The sequence below is a fragment of the Microcystis sp. MC19 genome (genome assembly GCF_003019735.1).
GTDB lineage: Bacteria > Cyanobacteriota > Cyanobacteriia > Cyanobacteriales > Microcystaceae > Microcystis.
Genome location: NZ_CP020664.1, coordinates 3,499,535 through 3,515,841 on the forward strand (window position 1 = coordinate 3,499,535; position 16,307 = coordinate 3,515,841).

A 16,307-nucleotide genomic window follows, 5' to 3' on the forward strand; every position below is an offset into this window, starting at 1 on the left:
TGCCAGCCCCAAATATTCTTCTAAGAATTGCTATTTTTGCGGCGATACCAACGCCGGATTGAACTTCCGCCAATTCCCCCTCCTAATACCAAAAGTGATAAAAGATTGCTGGGTTCTGGTATCGCTGTTGACTGTACTCCTGTAACTGTAATCGTTCCAGGGGGGCTGCCACTAGGGAAGTTAGGATGAAAAGGATCACCACTACGAGCAATAGAGCCACCACACGGTGCTTCCTGTTGTCCGGTTCCATTATTCGGACCGGTGGCAAAATTACCGACTTGTCCATTAGGCTCGTTAGGATGATTTCCACCATTAGGACTACCTGTACAAGTAGTAGGTAAATTGCCCGTTGCGATGGTTTTTAGATCGTACTCGAACAGTTTTGTTTCCCCCGGCGCAAAAGTACCTAGAGAAATAAATAGTCGTGGTGACAGGGCCAAAAAAGTAGGAGTAGGAAGTAGTAGTAGTATTAAGAGTACCTAATAAAGAGGTAGTACCTGTATCGGCAAAAGAAAAGGTATTGTAAAGTTTTGTAAAAAATATATGCAAATGACTGCAAACAACTGCTAATATGGTTAGTGCAAGTTTACATTGCAGTTCACATGAAACTATCAGATTATGCTAAGAAAAAAGGGATCAGTTATGACACTGCTTGGAGAATGTGGAATCGAGGGCAGTTACAAGGAGAACGTCTTCCTACAGGAACAATTATTATTTTTGAAGATGACCGTTCTTGCGGTGAAAATAAAGTAGCTATTTATGCGCGAGTTTCTAGTTCAGAAAATCAATCTAACTTAGAGACTCAGGCAAAAAGATTGGAAGCTTATTGTATTGCGAAAGGCTATCAAATTGTTCGAGTAGTTAAAGAAGTAGGAAGTGGAGTCAATGATCATCGAAAGCTATTATTAAAACTTCTAGAACAAACTGATTATAATTTGATTGTCGTAGAACATAAAGATCGTTTAAGCAGAGTAGGGTTTAATTATCTGAAAGTTCTTTTAACTCAAACAAATAGAGATCTAGAGGTCGTTAATCTAGCAGAAGAAAGAAAAGACGATTTAATGGAAGACTTCGTGAGCATAATTACCTCATTTTGCGCTCGATTATACTCATTAAGACGACGAAATAGAAAGACAGAATGTTTAATTAAATGCCTTGAGGAGAATGATGAAATTAGTTCAAAAACATCTAATTAAATTTAATCACAAAAATTATTCAGTAATTGATAAATTAGGATTTTTATCGAAGAATCTGTATAATTGTGCTGTTTATTTAAACCGTCAAGTTTTCTTTTCACATCAACCATTTTTAACAATGACTGAGTTACATCATGCCTTAAAAATGAGTCCAGATTATCAAGCCTTACCCGCCAAAGTAAGTCAGTTAGTATTAAAGCAAGTAGAAAAAACCTTTAAATCCTACCAAAAAGCGAAAGAACAATACAAAAAATCGCCAGATAAATTTACAGGAGAGCCTAAGTTGCCAAGATACAAAGACAAGGAAAAAGGTAGAAACGTTTTAACTTATAACTATCAAGCCATTTCTAAAAAAGCGTTGAAGCAAGGTTTAATCAAGCTATCAGGGACTAATTTAGAATTTAAAACTAATTTAAAGGAAGTTTTAGAGGTCAGGATTATTCCTAAATTGGGTGCTTATTGTTTAGAGATTGTCTATGAACAACCATCCTCATCAAGTCAAGAGGGAGAAAGATATGCTTTTATCGATTTAGGCTTAAATAACCTAGCTGCTGTTACCTCTAATATTCCCGAATTTCAGCCAACTTTAGTATGTGGAAAAGCCTTAAAATCCTGCAATCAAAAGTACAACAAGACACTAGCTAAACTCAAATCGGAATTACCCAGTCTACAGAAGACCAGTAAAAGAATACAAGGTTTAACTTTAAAGCGTAATTGCCAGGTGGATTATTACCTCCACACCGCTAGTAAATATATTATTGATAAATTACTAGCTCATCAAATTAACCTTTTAGTTATTGGTCATAATCAAGGCTGGAAACAAAACATTAATATTGGAGATAGAAATAACCAGTCATTCGTAAATATTCCTCATTCAAGGTTGATCGAACAACTTACCTATAAAGCAAATTTAGTAGGAATAGAGGTCAAAACAACTAATGAAAGCTATACCTCTAAATGTAGTTTCTTAGACTTAGAGTCTATTCAAAAGCAAAAAAGCTATTTAGGCAAGAGAATTAAAAGAGGACTATTCAGAAGCTCGTCGGGTTATTTCTATGGAGCAGATATTAATGGTTCCTTAAATATTGGAAGAAAGGTAGTCGGAGAGGCCGCCTTTAGCGGGAATCCGATAGAGAGGTTCGTAGTTAACCCAGTACGGGTCAAAGCGTACAAAGCTAATTCTAGATGCAATATTTGCGTACAGAATTAGTAACTATTAGTCCCACCGTTGTATTGAAGCTCGGCACTACTGTCCCAGATGGATGTCCCATTGAGTCGAATGTCAATTTCGTAGCGAGCGAATAACCCCTGTCCGCTTGTGGGTGTATAGCTGGGAGAAATATAAGCGCTCAGTTCTCCCGGAATGATCGTAAAGGTAAAAGTAGCCGGAGAAGGGAAAGGATTTGGGTTGACAAAGGTATCTTTATAAGTAAACAATCCAGTAATGTCATAGTTGCCATCACCGGAAACCCGTGACCCAAAATTGCCAGTGACATCACCGTAGGTGTGATAAAAGACACCGTTACCAGGGACATCATTGTCCCCAGCCAAGACATCTACATAACCACTGGTTGCTGGTCCGTCAATATCGGGAGAACCTGGTCGCGTAATTCCCGCAAGCTTCCAATCAACTTCTGCTTTAATTATTGCCGCTTGCACCGGAACAGTTGCCAACATTAAGGAAGTTGCGATTCCTGATATTAACCAGTTTTTATGTGAACCAAGTATGTCAGTAAATTGTGAACGCATTTTTGCCTCCTAAGATATTTTTTTATTCGGCTTCCAAAGCTCGTATAAGTGCTACGCCCAAGGCAAAAGGCAGTCTGCTAATATGTTTGCTGGCTGAATAATGCTAATTGCGCGTGGCAATCATACTCCCCGATACTAGAGGATTATCTAGTTTTCGTCAACTGTTTTTAGTTAAGATTTGTTACAAGGTTAAATTACGGACTTTCTCAGATAGATGATACTAAATCCGTTGAATATAGGCTACTTATCAGGACAGGCAAAGGGCAAGAGGCAAGAGGCAAAAGGGGGAATAAATAATCAGTCTTTAATAACCAGATTTAGTATTAGATAGTCAATAGTTTATTCCCAATCGATCGGCAGCCATTGGTGATCTAAAACCTGTTCGAGATTAAAAATTATCTGACTCGGTAAACCGCCGGGGGATAAACCCATTTTTTTTCGGACGGCCTCTAAAGCTGTATGGTAGGATGGCTCAAAAATCTCCCGAAGATAGGGCTTTAAACTAGGACTATCCTTCAGTAAATCTTGAATTTCTGCCCGAAAATTATTGATTTCTCCATGACCATGATTGCCATTCCGGTCTCTTTCCGATTGCCAGTAAGTACCTAAGCAAAATTAATTACACATATCTAACCACCTCTTGCTTCTTGTCTCTTGCCTCTTGCCTATCTTCACTAGGAAATTAATTTTGCACGACTACTTAAGTTAATTTGACTAAATGTTCTAGGAGACGAGTTAAAAGACTTTTGAGCGCGTGTCTTTCACTTCTCCCTATCGATTCAATCTCCTCAATTAAGTTGTCTAAATCCACCTCGGCAAACTGGCCTTTTTTTAATTGTTCTGCCGTGGTTTTTAGCCAGAGATAAAAATCTTCTTCGTATAGTGTTGGGGTCGCTGTTTCTGTCGATCTAGTCATGACGGAACTGCCACAGGTGAAAACTAATCGGGATTCTATATTGTAGCAATTCTCATATCGGTGAGGTACAAAGTCTCTCAAGGCTGAGGAATGACGTTCAAAAAGATCGCACTTAATCAATCCAGCGCGATCGCTTTTAGTTATCGATCTTTAATACCATTTTTCTTTATTCTTGGCAGGTATCTTACCCCCCCTTGCCCCCCCCGACGTCGGGGGGTGGGGGGTTAGGGGTGAGGGCGATTAACCATCTCTGCCATTACTTATGAAAAATGGTATAAGTAGTGATTTTCTGAGTCAGATTCCTACTTTAATAATTTGCGCGTCAAAGCCGAACCTGCACCCAAAGCACCGATGGCAAGTAAGCCTAAGACTGACGCAGGTTCGGGAACTTTTTCAGGTCCTGGGATCTGGGTTGCTTGCAGCATATTAATTGCCCAGGCTGTTTGCATAGGCGCAGTGCCATAGGAGCCGCCAGACCAATAATCAGAACCGTTTTGGTGGTCAACAAGATACTGGGAAAATTCCTCCCACCAGTTCCAGGTACTCCCCGGATCGAGGGGATTCGTTCCCTGACCAACAAGGTTAGTGATCCTGGTCGTATCGTCCAGGCCGATAGTGCTTTCTAAACCCTTATAGACTGCCCACATACCGTAGTAGTCGCCAAAAGTACCACTAGGTCCGGAGGTTTGCCAATTATTGTTGATATAGGTTAGGGCATTCTGGACGCGGGAACTGCTAGTAGCTAGGCCAGCAGCGGACATCTGTACCAGTCCCGATCCAGTCCGCAGGGGAGTTGTACTGTTAGGATCAGTATAGCCCAAGCCGCCCGTCGTGTCATTCTGGCTGTAGTCGATCCAGTTCAGTTGCAGATTCTTCACACTGGTAGGCCAGGTAATACCTGCCCCTTGAGCATACAATCCCGCGAGGGCCGGCCATTGGGAGACCGAGTTATCGGAACTGCCAAAGTTGGGGGTATAGCGCCAGCCGCCAGCGTAACCCCCAGTGCCAGTGTCATTCTGTGCATCAGCCAGGTAATCGATCGCCGACTGAACCACCTGGCCATAGGTTTTGCCGTTGACGAGGGAGTTTGTCGAGCTAATCACCGTACTCAGGGGAGCAGCCTTAATAATGGCAGGCAGGACTAACCCCGTGTTGTAAACCTGATTGTTATCGTTGGGACCGAACCTCAGCCCCACACCCGCACTTTGGGCGTTGCTGAACAGGTAATTCAGTCCGTTAGTCACATTGGTACTATAAGTCCCTGATGTCGGGGTGTTTCCCTCCTCGATAAATGCCAGCAGGGCAGCACCAGTCGCGGCAACATCTGCACTGTTCACGTTGTCGTAAATCCACTTCCCATTAGCTTGCTGTTGGGTTGCCAGCCAGGCCAAGCCAGAATCGATCGCCGCTTGTTTTTGGGTATTAGTTGCCGCTTGCGTTGCTGCCGGGAAAGCAACGGCACCCGCTAGAGCAAAACCTAGAGCGATCTTGATTGAGTGACTCACTCGCCCCGAAGAGTCATATTTTTCATTTATCATAACTATCTCCCTAATGATTTTTGTGTCCAATTAAAGCGAAATCGCTTACGGAGAAGATGTCGAAACCTGCAAAGAGTTGAGTCTGGTTTATACGCCAGTCATCCCTTTATTTGACCGTTGAAATAAAGAGATTTAAGGACTCAATTTATTCCTTAAATATTTTTCACTCGACTTACCTTAAGTATAGATAATTGAATTTTGAAAGTCAAGCATATTCATCTATTTTGGCTTAAATATAAATCTTTTTTTAGAGATATTTTATGAAACAAAATGGACAAAAGTTAACAAAGCTACTCAGATTTTTTCTACAAAGTTGGACATATTTTTAAAAATTTTGTTAAGACAGGTTCAAATGGACATAAAAATTAACATTTTATCGATCTTGCAGTTAACGAAACTTGAAGAATTCCCACCTTTTTTTTGTTGAGATTAGTTACAAATCTTTAGCAAAAATAAACCGAAAAAAAAGGAGAGCGCCAGCTCTCCTTCTTGGTTATTTGCTAATTTTACTAACTAGCGACAATATATTCCTTGACGTTGGCCCGGCGACGGCGTAAATGGGCCAGGGCCTGGTGTTCTAATTGTCGCACTCGTTCCCGACTGATGTTCATTCTCTGACCGATTTTGGCTAGGGATAACTCTTTGCCATCGGTTAAACCGAAACGGAGAGTAATTACTTCCCGTTGTTGGGGAGTTAATTCGGCCAGGAGATTGGCTAAGTCTTGCCGTAATAACTCTTGGGTGATGAAGGTATCGGGAGAAACTCCGCTATCTTCTAATAATTCCGACAATTCCGTATCCTGGTTATCGCCGACACGCACATCAAGGGAGATGGGTTGACGAGCCATACTGAGATATTCGCGGATTTGAGCGGGTTCTAGCTCTAATTCCAGGGCAATCTCGGCAGGAGTGGCACTTCTGCCCAGTTTTTGGGCGAGTTCGCGCTGGGTTCTTTTGATTTTGTTCAGTTTTTCGGTGATATGGATCGGTAAACGAATGGTGCGGGCCTGTTGAGCGATCGCACGGGTAATCGCTTGTCGAATCCACCAGTAGGCATAGGTAGAAAATTTATAACCTTTGGTGGGATCAAATTTCTCTACACCCCTTTCTAATCCCAGACTACCCTCTTGAATTAGATCTAGGAATTCCATGTTCCGCTTTTGATATTTCTTTGCGATCGCAACTACCAAGCGGAGGTTAGCTTCAATCATTTTCCGTTTAGCTCGATCGCCGGTTTTCAAGGCCCGATCCAGTTCATTTTCGCTTAAATTCACCGAATCCGCCCAATCCAAGCGATCTGGTTCCCGTCCTAATTGCTTCGATAGTGCTTCTTTCGCTTCTAACAGGCTCATCATCCGTTGGACTTGTTTGCCGTAAATAATTTCTTGTTCGTGAGTTAGGAGGGGAACTCGCCCAATTTCGTGCAGATAGGTACGCACCATATCGGCATTAAGGGTGGGCAGTGGTTGAGTTTGGTTGGTTTTTGCGGTGGGCATTGGTTTGGTGGTGACTCCTTGACACAGAAAAAGTCTGTTACTATTCCGACTCGCGGGTGAGTCTGGCTTATCTGAAGTCGGTATGAGTTCGTTGGAATTTCCCTGATTGTATCCTGCGCTTTTAGACGCAGACAATCCCCTAAAGGTTCAGAGTTAATTCATTCTTTGGTATGATGTTAGGTTTATCCTTTTTTCTCAACATCCAGAACAACAGTATTATAGTTTAGGACTATCAACTACAATCGCTTGTTTTTGGGTCGCTTTTTCCTGAATCCTCGGCAGTGCTGCTGATACTGTTAGGTAAGACTACAAGACCAAAAGGTGATTTTCCCGATTAGTCGTCAACAATCCGGCCGACTTCCGACTCTTTCGCCCTCAGCCTTGAGAGCCAAGCAGAACCAAGCTGAAAACTGACAGCCGAGAACCGACTTCTATATATATAATGACCGATCAACACCAGCAAAGGGAGATGTAATCATTGCGGATTTCCGAACTATTTTCTGTAGTATTTGCTACAAAATGCTAAATTAGCCCCGATAGAGAATCGGGAAAAATTGTTATAAAAATTAGGATTGCCAGGGGGGTAATAACTATCATAGAGACAGCAGGGCGGGGATCGGGATAAATTATCGTTTAAACCAAGCTCGATCGCACTCTCCACAATACCGTTCTGTGGAACTCCTGAACAATGAGGACTTACTATGACTAAAACCGTCGTTATCGATCCCGTCACCCGGATCGAAGGCCATGCCAAGATCTCGATTTTCCTTGACGATGGGGGGGAAGTGGATGACGTGCGTTTTCATGTGGTCGAGTATCGCGGTTTCGAGAAATTCTGCGAAGGACGGCCGATGTGGGAGATGGCGGGAATTACTGCCCGAATTTGCGGGATTTGTCCCGTTAGTCACCTACTTTGTGCCGCCAAAACTGGCGATAAAATTCTAGCGGTGCAAATCCCCCCTGCGGGGGAAAAACTGCGGCGCTTGATGAATTTAGGACAATTAACCCAATCCCATGCTTTAAGCTTTTTTCATCTTAGCAGTCCCGATTTTCTGCTTGGTTGGGAAAGTGACCCCGCCAAACGGAATATTTTCGGTTTAATCGCCGCCGATCCCGACCTAGCGCGAGCAGGCATCCGTTTACGTCAATTTGGACAGAAAGTTATTGAACTTTTGGGAGCAAAAAAAATTCACCCCGCTTGGTCTGTCCCGGGGGGTGTGCGTTCCCCTTTGAGCGAAGAAGGGCGACAATGGATTAAAGAACGACTGCCGGAGTCTAAAGCGACTCTTTACACGGCTTTAAACCTGTTTAAAGGACTTCTGGACAATTTAACCACAGAAATCGCCGCTTTTGGTAATTTCCCTTCCCTATTTATGGGATTGGTCGGTAAACGGGACGAGTGGGAACACTACGGTGGTCATATTCGTTTTACCGATAGTCAAGGCAATATCGTGGCCGATAACCTCAGCGAAGACAATTATCGCGATTATATCGGCGAATCAGTAGAAAAATGGTCTTATTTAAAGTTTCCCTACTATAAACCCCTCGGTTATCCCAATGGTATCTATCGAGTGGGTCCGTTGGCACGGTTAAATGTTTGTTCCCATTTTGGCACGGAGGGAGCGGATATGGAGTTACGGGAATATCGCCATCGGGTCGGTGGTGTAGCAACCTCTTCTTTTTACTATCATTATGCTCGTTTAGTGGAGATTTTAGGCTGTTTGGAGCGTATCGAACTTTTAATCGACGATCCCGATATAGTTTCTCCACGCTGCCGGGCCGAAGCGGGAATTAATAATCTGCAAGGGGTGGGAGTTAGTGAAGCGCCCCGGGGTACTTTATTCCATGATTATAAAGTGGATGAAAATGGTTTGATTGAAACGGTGAATTTGATTATTGCCACGGGTAATAATAATTTGGCCATGAATCAAACGGTGAAACAAATCGCCCAACATTATATCCATGGTGGCGAAATTCCCGAAGCGATGTTAAACCGGGTGGAAGCGGGTATTCGTTGCTATGATCCCTGTTTAAGTTGTTCCACTCACGCTATGGGACAAATGCCGCTACAGCTAGAGTTAGTTAATGCAGCCGGTGAGGTGATCAATACTCGACAACGGGGTTAATTATCTAAGTTGTTGGGGGGTTAGGAAATAGGGGAAATTTATCCTAATACCTGACCCCATTTTACTATTTATTTTTACGGTGAAGATTCTAGCTAAGAATTTCTAGGTTTTGATAAAGAGTTTCTATCGGACAAGAAAAGTTAATACAGTTAATAGTGATTAAATCTCCCGCTTGATAAATATGGGGAATCCAGAGGTTATTAGATTGACGTTGATATTGTTCAATTAGGACTTGTTTTTGCTCGATAAGTAGATATTCCTCTAATTCGGGGATAGTTTGATAATCGGCAAATTTATCGCCTCTATCAAAGGCTGCCGTGGAGTCGGATAAAACTTCGATAATCACTCGCGGATGCAGGATAAAATCTTCCTGGGAAACTCGATCCCGTTGGTCACAAGTAATGGCAAAATCGGGATAATAGAAGATATTTAAGCTAGGGAGACGCACTTTCATATCGGTAGCGTAGGCAAGACAACCACTACCCCGTAAATGATTAATTAATTGAGCCGAAAGATTACCTGTGATGATAACATGGGCTTTACTGGCCCCGGCCATCGCCAAGATTTGCCCTTGCATATATTCATGTTTAATGGGGAGCATCTCACTTACGCGATAAGTAATTATACTTAGCCTAAAAGCCACTCTTAATCGTGTCTTGGAACGAAATAGAGGCTTTTAAAGACTGCGTACATGGAGAATTAAAACAAGAATTACCCTCGAAAAGCCTATTTTTCCACTAAGTATTTATGCTCATTGCAAAGGTGAGATGCTCCCTGTTTAATGGGACTAATTTTCTCTATTTCCAGATAGTCTTTTGGAGTAAAATAAGCGTGACTTTTACCGGCTGTCATGGTGTTTACCTCGCTCATTGTTAGTTTTCTAACGGACAATTAAGCAAAATAACTGAGTCTAAATCAGTCTTATTGCCTTCAGTAATTAGCTTTCGTATCAGTTCAATATAATTAAAATTACTCTCGAATAAAACAAAACGTCTATATAAAGAAGCGGCCGCTAGTCCCACGGTTCCTGAACCAGCAAAAGGATCTAAAACCACATCACCTTTAAAAGAGTAATAATTAATCACTTTTTCTGCCAATTCTACGGGAAAAGCGGCGGGATGTTTTGAGTTAGTGACTGGGTTAATTTTCCAGACATTAGTGCGTTCATAACCATCGGCAATTTTTGAGGCTTTTACTACTTCTTGATCGGGATGATTGCGAATATGCCAATCGATGAGTAAATCCGTGTGTTTACGATAGACTAAAACGTATTCAGTCACCGGCACAGTTTTGTATTGGAGAGGATTTCTATCAGCGGCAAATCTGCGTCCTCTACCAGTTGCCCACCCTGATCCCTCTGGTTTTAGCCAAATAATATCATCAATAAAGTCGTAACCTTCCTCAATAAAAATTCGATGCAAATCAAAGGGGACAGCAATACGTTTAGAAGCTTCATTACGGGAAGCACGACGCAACAGCACGGGAGAAATATTAATGACAAAAAAACGTCCTTCACTCAAAACTCGATGGCATTTTCTGATCACCTGTCGCAGCTTCAATAGATAGGTTTCGTATTCTTCAAATTCCGAATATTCCGGGCGAGCATTAAAATAGGGTGGTGAGGTAAAGATTAAATCAACACTTTCTGCGGGCATTTCCTCCAAAAGTTCGCCACAATCACCAAATCCGATCGTATTTCTCAGAGAAGAAAGCTTGTATTCTTTTTTGGTTTTCTTGCGGGTTTCTAATTTAGATTCATCCTGTTTTAACAGACGAGCGATAATAATTTCAGTCCGAGTTGTTTTATCTAACAAAATCTCGGTAGTGTAGGCATCGATCACCACTTCCCCAACGGTTTTTTTCTGGTCATTACATAAAGGAATTCGCCAAATATGATGCCTGTCATCCACTTCTGGTAAACCTAATTTAATCGCATTAACTAAATTTATTTCTCGCAACCAATTAAGGACAATTTCTTTAGCTTCTGCCACCGTGCGAAGCAGATAACCGCGCTTGTCCGATACCAGTTCTTTTTCCATGACATTACTCTAGTTCTCTCTATAATTCTAGCTGATCATTATCCAAAAAACTAGGAGAGTCTCAAGATAGAAATTGGCCACCTTTTAAAAATTCCACATTGCTAACACTTTTCCCGTAACTGTTTGATTTAACCAGAAAGTATTATGACTGAGGGAGTGAAGATTATTTGCTGTTACTTTCCAGCTTGCTTGGGGATGAAAAAGAATTGCTTCTGCGGGATTACCGGGGTTGAGAGATGCCGGTTTTTGTTGTAAACAATGACAGGGATTGAGACTAAGCGCTTGCCATAATTGTAAAGCTGATAATTGCCCGGTTATTACTAATTTTTCCCAGAGCAGCGGTAAAGCTAATTCTAACCCGATTGCGCCGGGGGGTGCTTCTGCAAAAGAGACGGTTTTTTCTTCGTAGGTATAGGGACGATGATCGATCGCGATTGCATCGATAATTCCCTCCTTAATTGCCGCAATTAACGCCTTGCGATCGCTTTCGTTGCCCAAGGGGGGAGCGAGGTGTAAACTAGGATGATAGGTGGCGATCGATCCTGTATTTAAGAGGAGATGCAACCACGTCACACTAGCGGTTATCGGCAATCCCCGCATTTTTGCCTCGCGAATTAATTCCACTCCTCGACGGGTGGAAATTCGCATTAGGTGAACAGGTGTATTAATTTCGCCGACGATTTCTAAAATTGTGGCTAAAGCAGTGGTTTCGGAAATAGCAGGATCCCCGGGTAAACCGAAGCGAATCGAGGTTTCCCCCTCACGCATGACTCCATTACCCTTTAATTGCTGATTTACGGGGGAAAGGGCGATATTTTTACCGAGGGGTTTTAGGTATTCCAATAAGCGCCGCAACAGTCCCAAATCTTCCAGACTGCGATTATCGGTAAAACCCACCGCTACAGGCATTAAATCAGCCAATTCCGTCATTTTTTGCCCTTGCCTGCCTAGGGTGAGACTTGCCCAAAAATGCAGACGGGTCGATTTTGAGTCAAAAAACCCTTGACTTTTTTGTTGTAATGTGCTAATCAGTGCGGGGTGATCGAGGGGAGGGAGAGTATTGGGGAGAATTGCCACCCGGGTGCAGCCTCCGGCCGTGGCCGCTTTGAGCAAAGATGCGAGGGTTTCTCGATCCTCGTGGCCGGGTTCCCCGGAATGACTGTAGAGATCGACTAATCCTGGAGCAAAAATACAGTTTTGACCGGAAATATAGTTACTGTTTTCTCTTGGGGGAAGCTGAGATTCGATCGCTTTAATTACCCCCTCCTCAATCCAGACATCGGCAATGCGATCGGTTTGTGTCAGGGGGTCAAGGACTCTAACCTGTTCTATGATCGTCGAGGATTGGCTATTCACGCAGACTAATTAAAACGTCATTTTTTCCTCTGGCAGTATATCACGTTAAGTAAAAAGTAAAAAGTAAAAAGTAAAAAAGTTGAGTTCTCGGTTAGGTTAAGGGAGGATAAGTTAGAATATTGATCAGCTACGGTTTTAATCTTTATTTTAATTGGCTGACCTACCCTAAGAAGAATTGATAGCCGAATCATGCAGTTAGAACTTTTCAATTTTAATAATTTAGAAGAATTTAATCGGGGGACACCGCGATTAGTTTCCTTTCGAGATTTAGTACCAGAAATCACCAGCACCAGTTATCTAACCCACAGCATCTATTATTATCCTGCCAAATTTATTCCCCAAGTGGTGAGATTCTGTCTTGATAATTACACCAAAAAGGATGATTGGATTATCGATCCTTTTGCTGGTTCGGGTACGGTGGGTTTAGAGGCTAAACTTTGTCAAAGAAATGCGGTTTTAACTGACCTGAATTATCTTTTAAACCATATTATACCGATTAAGATTACAGAACACCAAGAACCATTGAGTTACTCGGAGTTAGATAAAAAAATCTTAGAAGTTTTTGCCAGCAAGGATAAATTTATCCCTCAGTGGTCAAATTTAAACTATTGGTATCCAGAGGAGATTTTAGCAGTTTTACAGAAACTTTGGGCAGGTCAAAAAAGTCTAAAACTTGATTTGTATTCCCAGATCATTCAAGCGGTTTTAGTGAAAGTTAGTAAACAGTTTTCCTATGCAGAACATACCAAACCTAAATTATTTCAATCGAAATACAAAAAATCAGATATACAAGAACTATTACAAAGAGATTGGCAAGAGGAATTAAAACGAACGATTAAAGAGATGAGTTTTGAAACTTTAACCAGCGTCAATCAATATATTACCGTAACTTGGCGCAATTATAATCAGGTGCTTTTTTATGGAGGAGTAGATAGTGCCACTTTTGAGATTGAGCAAAATCTAGAGTTAGATTGTTTAATTAGTTCCCCCCCCTATCTGCAAGCACAGGAATATATCAGAACAGCAAAACTAGATTTATATTGGTTAGGATATACAGAAAAAGAAGTGCAAAAAATCTCTAAGCTAGAAATTCCCTACCGACAGGCTACCAGATTAATCGAAACCGAAACCTTAAATCAAGTGAGATCAAGTTTAGAGAAAGAGAATTTACATAAAATACTCGATTCCTATTTTTGTCACACCATCAACGCTTTAGAAAATGCCACCAGAAAATTAAAACAAGCTGGGAAAGCTTGCATTTTTGTGGGTAATCCGAAAGTGGATGGGGTGGAAGTAGAAACTTGGCGAATATTAGGGGAATATTTTCAGGAAAATGGCTTTATTTTTGATACCGTCTTTGAGGATAGAATTAAAACCAGACAATTATTCAAATCTCGCAAGAATAAAAATCCTGATGGCATGAAATCTGAATATTTACTAATCTTAGAAAAAAGGTAAATTTTTATTGCTTATGTATCCCAAATATTCCCTATTTCATAAATATTTGAACTGTCTGGAATCCTTACCTAATTTTCAGGAAAATATTGAAGATAAACCCTATATATCTGGTCAATTACTGGCTGAAGTAAAGTTAATTATTAAGACAGATTATGCTACCGTTAATTATGTTTGTGAACTTAAAACAAGATTAAATCATGATCTATCTTAATCGGTGATATAATATTTCGTAAGCTTGGGTCAAAGATTACCATGAAATCAAAGACTTTTACTAATGATCGGGGGTTTATTTAGCTTAATTGTTTAGGAATTGATAGCAAGTAATCTTGAATTTATTGATGTGGATGGTAGTAATTACAAAGGCAGAACGCTCGCAATGTTTGATAATATTTGTAAATTTATCGCCGAAAACTTCTCCGATGATCTAGCCACTTGGTTATTGGGTTCTCCCCTCCCCTTAACCGTCCTCGACCCGACGGAATTACAATTAGACCCCATTCGTGCCGATTCCCTGATTTTTTTGCAGTCAGAGGAATTGATTCTCCATACCGAGTTTCAAACCGACCCCGACTCCAAGATTCCCTTCCGAATGCTCGATTATCGCATTCGCGTCTATCGTCGTCATCCCCAAAAACAAATGCGTCAAGTGGTAATTTATCTGCGACGCAGTGATTCCCCCCTAGTGCAAGAAAATACTTTCCGTCTGGGGGAAACCTTTCATTCCTTCCAAGTCATCCGTCTTTGGGAAGAAAATACACCACAATTTTTCCATCATCCCGGTTTATTACCCTTTGCCATCCTCAGCAATACCGATGATCCCGAACAGGTGTTAAGTCTGGTGTCCCGTTCTCTAGAAACTATCCCCGAAAAACAGGTGCAAAGCAATCTCGCTGCCGCTACCAGTATTCTCGCCGGGTTAGTATTAAATCGAGAGACGATTAAAAAAATCCTTCGGAGTGACATTATGAGAGAATCCGTCATCTATCAAGATATTTTAGAGGAAGGCAGAGAGGAAGGCAGAGAGGAAGGCAGAGAGGAAGGCAGAGAGGAAGGCAGAGAGGAAGGCAAAGAGGAGGGTAAAGAAGAAAAAGCTCGACAAATTGCCCTAAAAATGCTATCTGCTGGCTTTCCTATCCCAGAAATCGCCCAGTTTACTGATTTATCCCCCGATGCGATCGAGCAATTACAAAGACAGCAGCACAATTAAAGCTTTTAACCGCAAAGGGTGGCGAATTGGCAAAATTTTGGCTCATCTCCCCACCCCAAGCGCAATTAACCACGTTTAGCGAGGCGACGCACCACTAAACCGCCCCCTAGTATGCCTAATCCGATAATACCAGAAGGTTCGGGCGTTTTGAATACCTGTATGCGATTGTTGAACGTATCGGCCACATAGATGTTACCACCGCCACCGACAGCGATACCGTAGGGTGTATTGAACTGACCGTTCCCCGTACCGGAGCTACCGAAAGCGTACTGGAAGACACCACCGGAGTTAAACACCTGTACGCGGTGGTTGTTCGTATCGGCCACATAGATCTTACCATCGCCATCGACAGCGACACCACCGGGTGACATGAACTGACCGTTCCCCGTACCGGAGCTACCGAAAGTGGACAGCAAGGTACCACTAGAGTCGAACACCTGTACGAGATCGTTGGCAGTATCGGCTACATAGATCTTACCACTGCTACCGACGGCGATACCTTGGGGGAAATTCAAATCAGCCTCCCCGACAGTGGACTGGAAGACTCCACTGGAGTCGAACACCTGTACGCGACTGTTGAGAGTATCGGCCACATAGATATTACCACCGCTACCGACAGCGATGCCGTAGGGGACACTCAACCCACCGACCCCGACAGTGGACTGGAAGACTCCACTGGAGTCGAACACCTGTACGCGGTTGTTGTAGGTATCGGCCACATAGATATTACCAACGCCATCGACAGCGATACCACTGGGTGAATCGAACTGACCGTCCCCCGCACCGGAGCTACCGAAAGTGGACAGGAAGCCTCCATTGGAGTCGAACACCTGTATGCGGTTGTTGGCAGTATCGGCTACATAGATCTTACCACCGCTACCGACGGCGATACCGAAGGGGTTATTGAACTGACCGTCCACTTTACCATTGCTACCGAAAGCGAATTTAAAATCGGCTGCGGTGGCACTGGTGGCAATACTAATACATCCGATCGCAGTGGCCGTGACTAGGGAAAAGGATTTCCGCAGAGCCTTTGATAAGCTACGCTTCTCCCGCCCCCCATGATTGATAACTTTAGATAGGGACATAAAACTTCAGAATATCTGCCCCTAATATACCCTTTCCTCTCGCAATTGTCAAGAAATTTCTGGGAAGATGTGACAAATTTGCCAATATCTATGGGATAAGTCTATGGTTAGAATTGAATTTTGCCTATAATTTATTCC

General features: G+C 42.3%; 15 protein-coding genes and 2 pseudogenes. 6 read left to right on the forward strand and 11 right to left on the reverse strand.

Translation table 11 applies throughout. From position 1 onward, the window contains the following. Positions 1 to 20: 20 nt before the first annotated feature. Entirely contained in the window at positions 21 to 440 is a 420-nt protein-coding gene (locus B5D77_RS17750; protein WP_159036975.1) for a PEP-CTERM sorting domain-containing protein, read from the reverse strand. A gap of 162 nt (positions 441 to 602) precedes the next feature. Here B5D77_RS17750 and B5D77_RS17755 point away from each other — a divergent pair, with 162 nt between their 5' ends. After that, positions 603 to 1,196 carry an IS607 family transposase gene (locus B5D77_RS17755; protein WP_008204769.1) on the forward strand — a complete coding sequence of 198 codons (594 nt, stop codon included), beginning with the start codon at positions 603 to 605 and terminating at the stop codon, positions 1,194 to 1,196. Beyond that, the gene (locus B5D77_RS17760) at positions 1,168 to 2,406 is read left to right on the forward strand and encodes an RNA-guided endonuclease TnpB family protein (protein ID WP_046662537.1); all 1,239 of its coding nucleotides are present in this window, start codon (positions 1,168 to 1,170) and stop codon (positions 2,404 to 2,406) included. Before B5D77_RS17755 ends, B5D77_RS17760 begins: the two co-directional genes overlap by 29 nt. Here B5D77_RS17760 and B5D77_RS17765 read toward each other — a convergent pair. From B5D77_RS17765 to B5D77_RS17785, 5 genes and pseudogenes are all read right to left on the reverse strand, one after another. After that, positions 2,403 to 2,945 carry a hypothetical protein gene (locus B5D77_RS17765; RefSeq protein WP_159036976.1) on the reverse strand — a complete coding sequence of 181 codons (543 nt, stop codon included), beginning with the start codon at positions 2,943 to 2,945 and terminating at the stop codon, positions 2,403 to 2,405. The genes B5D77_RS17760 and B5D77_RS17765 overlap by 4 nt on opposite strands. A gap of 339 nt (positions 2,946 to 3,284) precedes the next feature. Then, positions 3,285 to 3,548: pseudogene (locus tag B5D77_RS17770) on the reverse strand (DUF29 domain-containing protein); the annotation flags it as partial. 103 nt (positions 3,549 to 3,651) lie between these two features. Continuing rightward, positions 3,652 to 3,900, reverse strand: a pseudogene (locus tag B5D77_RS17775) (DUF29 domain-containing protein); the annotation flags it as partial. Positions 3,901 to 4,163: 263 nt separating this feature from the next. After that, entirely contained in the window at positions 4,164 to 5,399 is a 1,236-nt protein-coding gene (locus B5D77_RS17780; protein WP_106909332.1) for a PEP-CTERM sorting domain-containing protein, read from the reverse strand. Between the two features lie 509 nt (positions 5,400 to 5,908). Continuing rightward, entirely contained in the window at positions 5,909 to 6,895 is a 987-nt protein-coding gene (locus B5D77_RS17785; protein ID WP_008203467.1) for an RNA polymerase sigma factor, RpoD/SigA family, read from the reverse strand. Between the two features lie 701 nt (positions 6,896 to 7,596). On the opposite strand from B5D77_RS17785, the gene B5D77_RS17790 reads away from it, so the two are divergent. Next, positions 7,597 to 9,021 carry a Ni/Fe hydrogenase subunit alpha gene (locus B5D77_RS17790; RefSeq protein WP_106909333.1) on the forward strand — a complete coding sequence of 475 codons (1,425 nt, stop codon included), beginning with the start codon at positions 7,597 to 7,599 and terminating at the stop codon, positions 9,019 to 9,021. Positions 9,022 to 9,109: 88 nt separating this feature from the next. Here the strand turns inward: B5D77_RS17790 and B5D77_RS17795 are convergent, their stop codons facing one another. The 4 genes from B5D77_RS17795 to B5D77_RS17805 all read right to left on the reverse strand — a co-directional run bounded on the left by B5D77_RS17795 (position 9,110) and on the right by B5D77_RS17805 (position 12,416). After that, on the reverse strand, positions 9,110 to 9,622 hold the full coding sequence (locus B5D77_RS17795; RefSeq protein ID WP_106909334.1) for a Uma2 family endonuclease: 513 nt from the start codon (positions 9,620 to 9,622) through the stop codon (positions 9,110 to 9,112). A gap of 125 nt (positions 9,623 to 9,747) precedes the next feature. Then, positions 9,748 to 9,891 (reverse strand): hypothetical protein, encoded by a 144-nt coding sequence (locus tag B5D77_RS25950; protein WP_159036977.1) that lies wholly within the window; start codon positions 9,889 to 9,891, stop codon positions 9,748 to 9,750. 2 nt (positions 9,892 to 9,893) lie between these two features. Beyond that, positions 9,894 to 11,060: a site-specific DNA-methyltransferase gene (locus tag B5D77_RS17800; protein ID WP_106909335.1), complete on the reverse strand. Its 1,167-nt coding sequence runs from the start codon at positions 11,058 to 11,060 to the stop codon at positions 9,894 to 9,896. 84 nt (positions 11,061 to 11,144) lie between these two features. Further along, positions 11,145 to 12,416 carry a dihydroorotase gene (locus B5D77_RS17805; RefSeq protein WP_008203471.1) on the reverse strand — a complete coding sequence of 424 codons (1,272 nt, stop codon included), beginning with the start codon at positions 12,414 to 12,416 and terminating at the stop codon, positions 11,145 to 11,147. Positions 12,417 to 12,605: 189 nt separating this feature from the next. Here B5D77_RS17805 and B5D77_RS17810 point away from each other — a divergent pair, with 189 nt between their 5' ends. From B5D77_RS17810 to B5D77_RS17820, 3 genes are all read left to right on the forward strand, one after another. Beyond that, positions 12,606 to 13,874 carry a DNA methyltransferase gene (locus B5D77_RS17810; RefSeq protein WP_106909336.1) on the forward strand — a complete coding sequence of 423 codons (1,269 nt, stop codon included), beginning with the start codon at positions 12,606 to 12,608 and terminating at the stop codon, positions 13,872 to 13,874. A 13-nt stretch (positions 13,875 to 13,887) separates the two neighbouring features. Continuing rightward, a complete protein-coding gene (locus B5D77_RS17815; RefSeq protein ID WP_002760234.1) occupies positions 13,888 to 14,085 on the forward strand; it encodes a hypothetical protein in 198 nt (65 codons plus the stop codon). A gap of 165 nt (positions 14,086 to 14,250) precedes the next feature. Continuing rightward, positions 14,251 to 15,081: an Rpn family recombination-promoting nuclease/putative transposase gene (locus B5D77_RS17820; protein WP_106909337.1), complete on the forward strand. Its 831-nt coding sequence runs from the start codon at positions 14,251 to 14,253 to the stop codon at positions 15,079 to 15,081. A 65-nt stretch (positions 15,082 to 15,146) separates the two neighbouring features. Here the strand turns inward: B5D77_RS17820 and B5D77_RS17825 are convergent, their stop codons facing one another. Continuing rightward, a complete protein-coding gene (locus B5D77_RS17825) occupies positions 15,147 to 16,169 on the reverse strand; it encodes a 6-bladed beta-propeller (protein WP_106909338.1) in 1,023 nt (340 codons plus the stop codon). Positions 16,170 to 16,307: the final 138 nt, after the last annotated feature.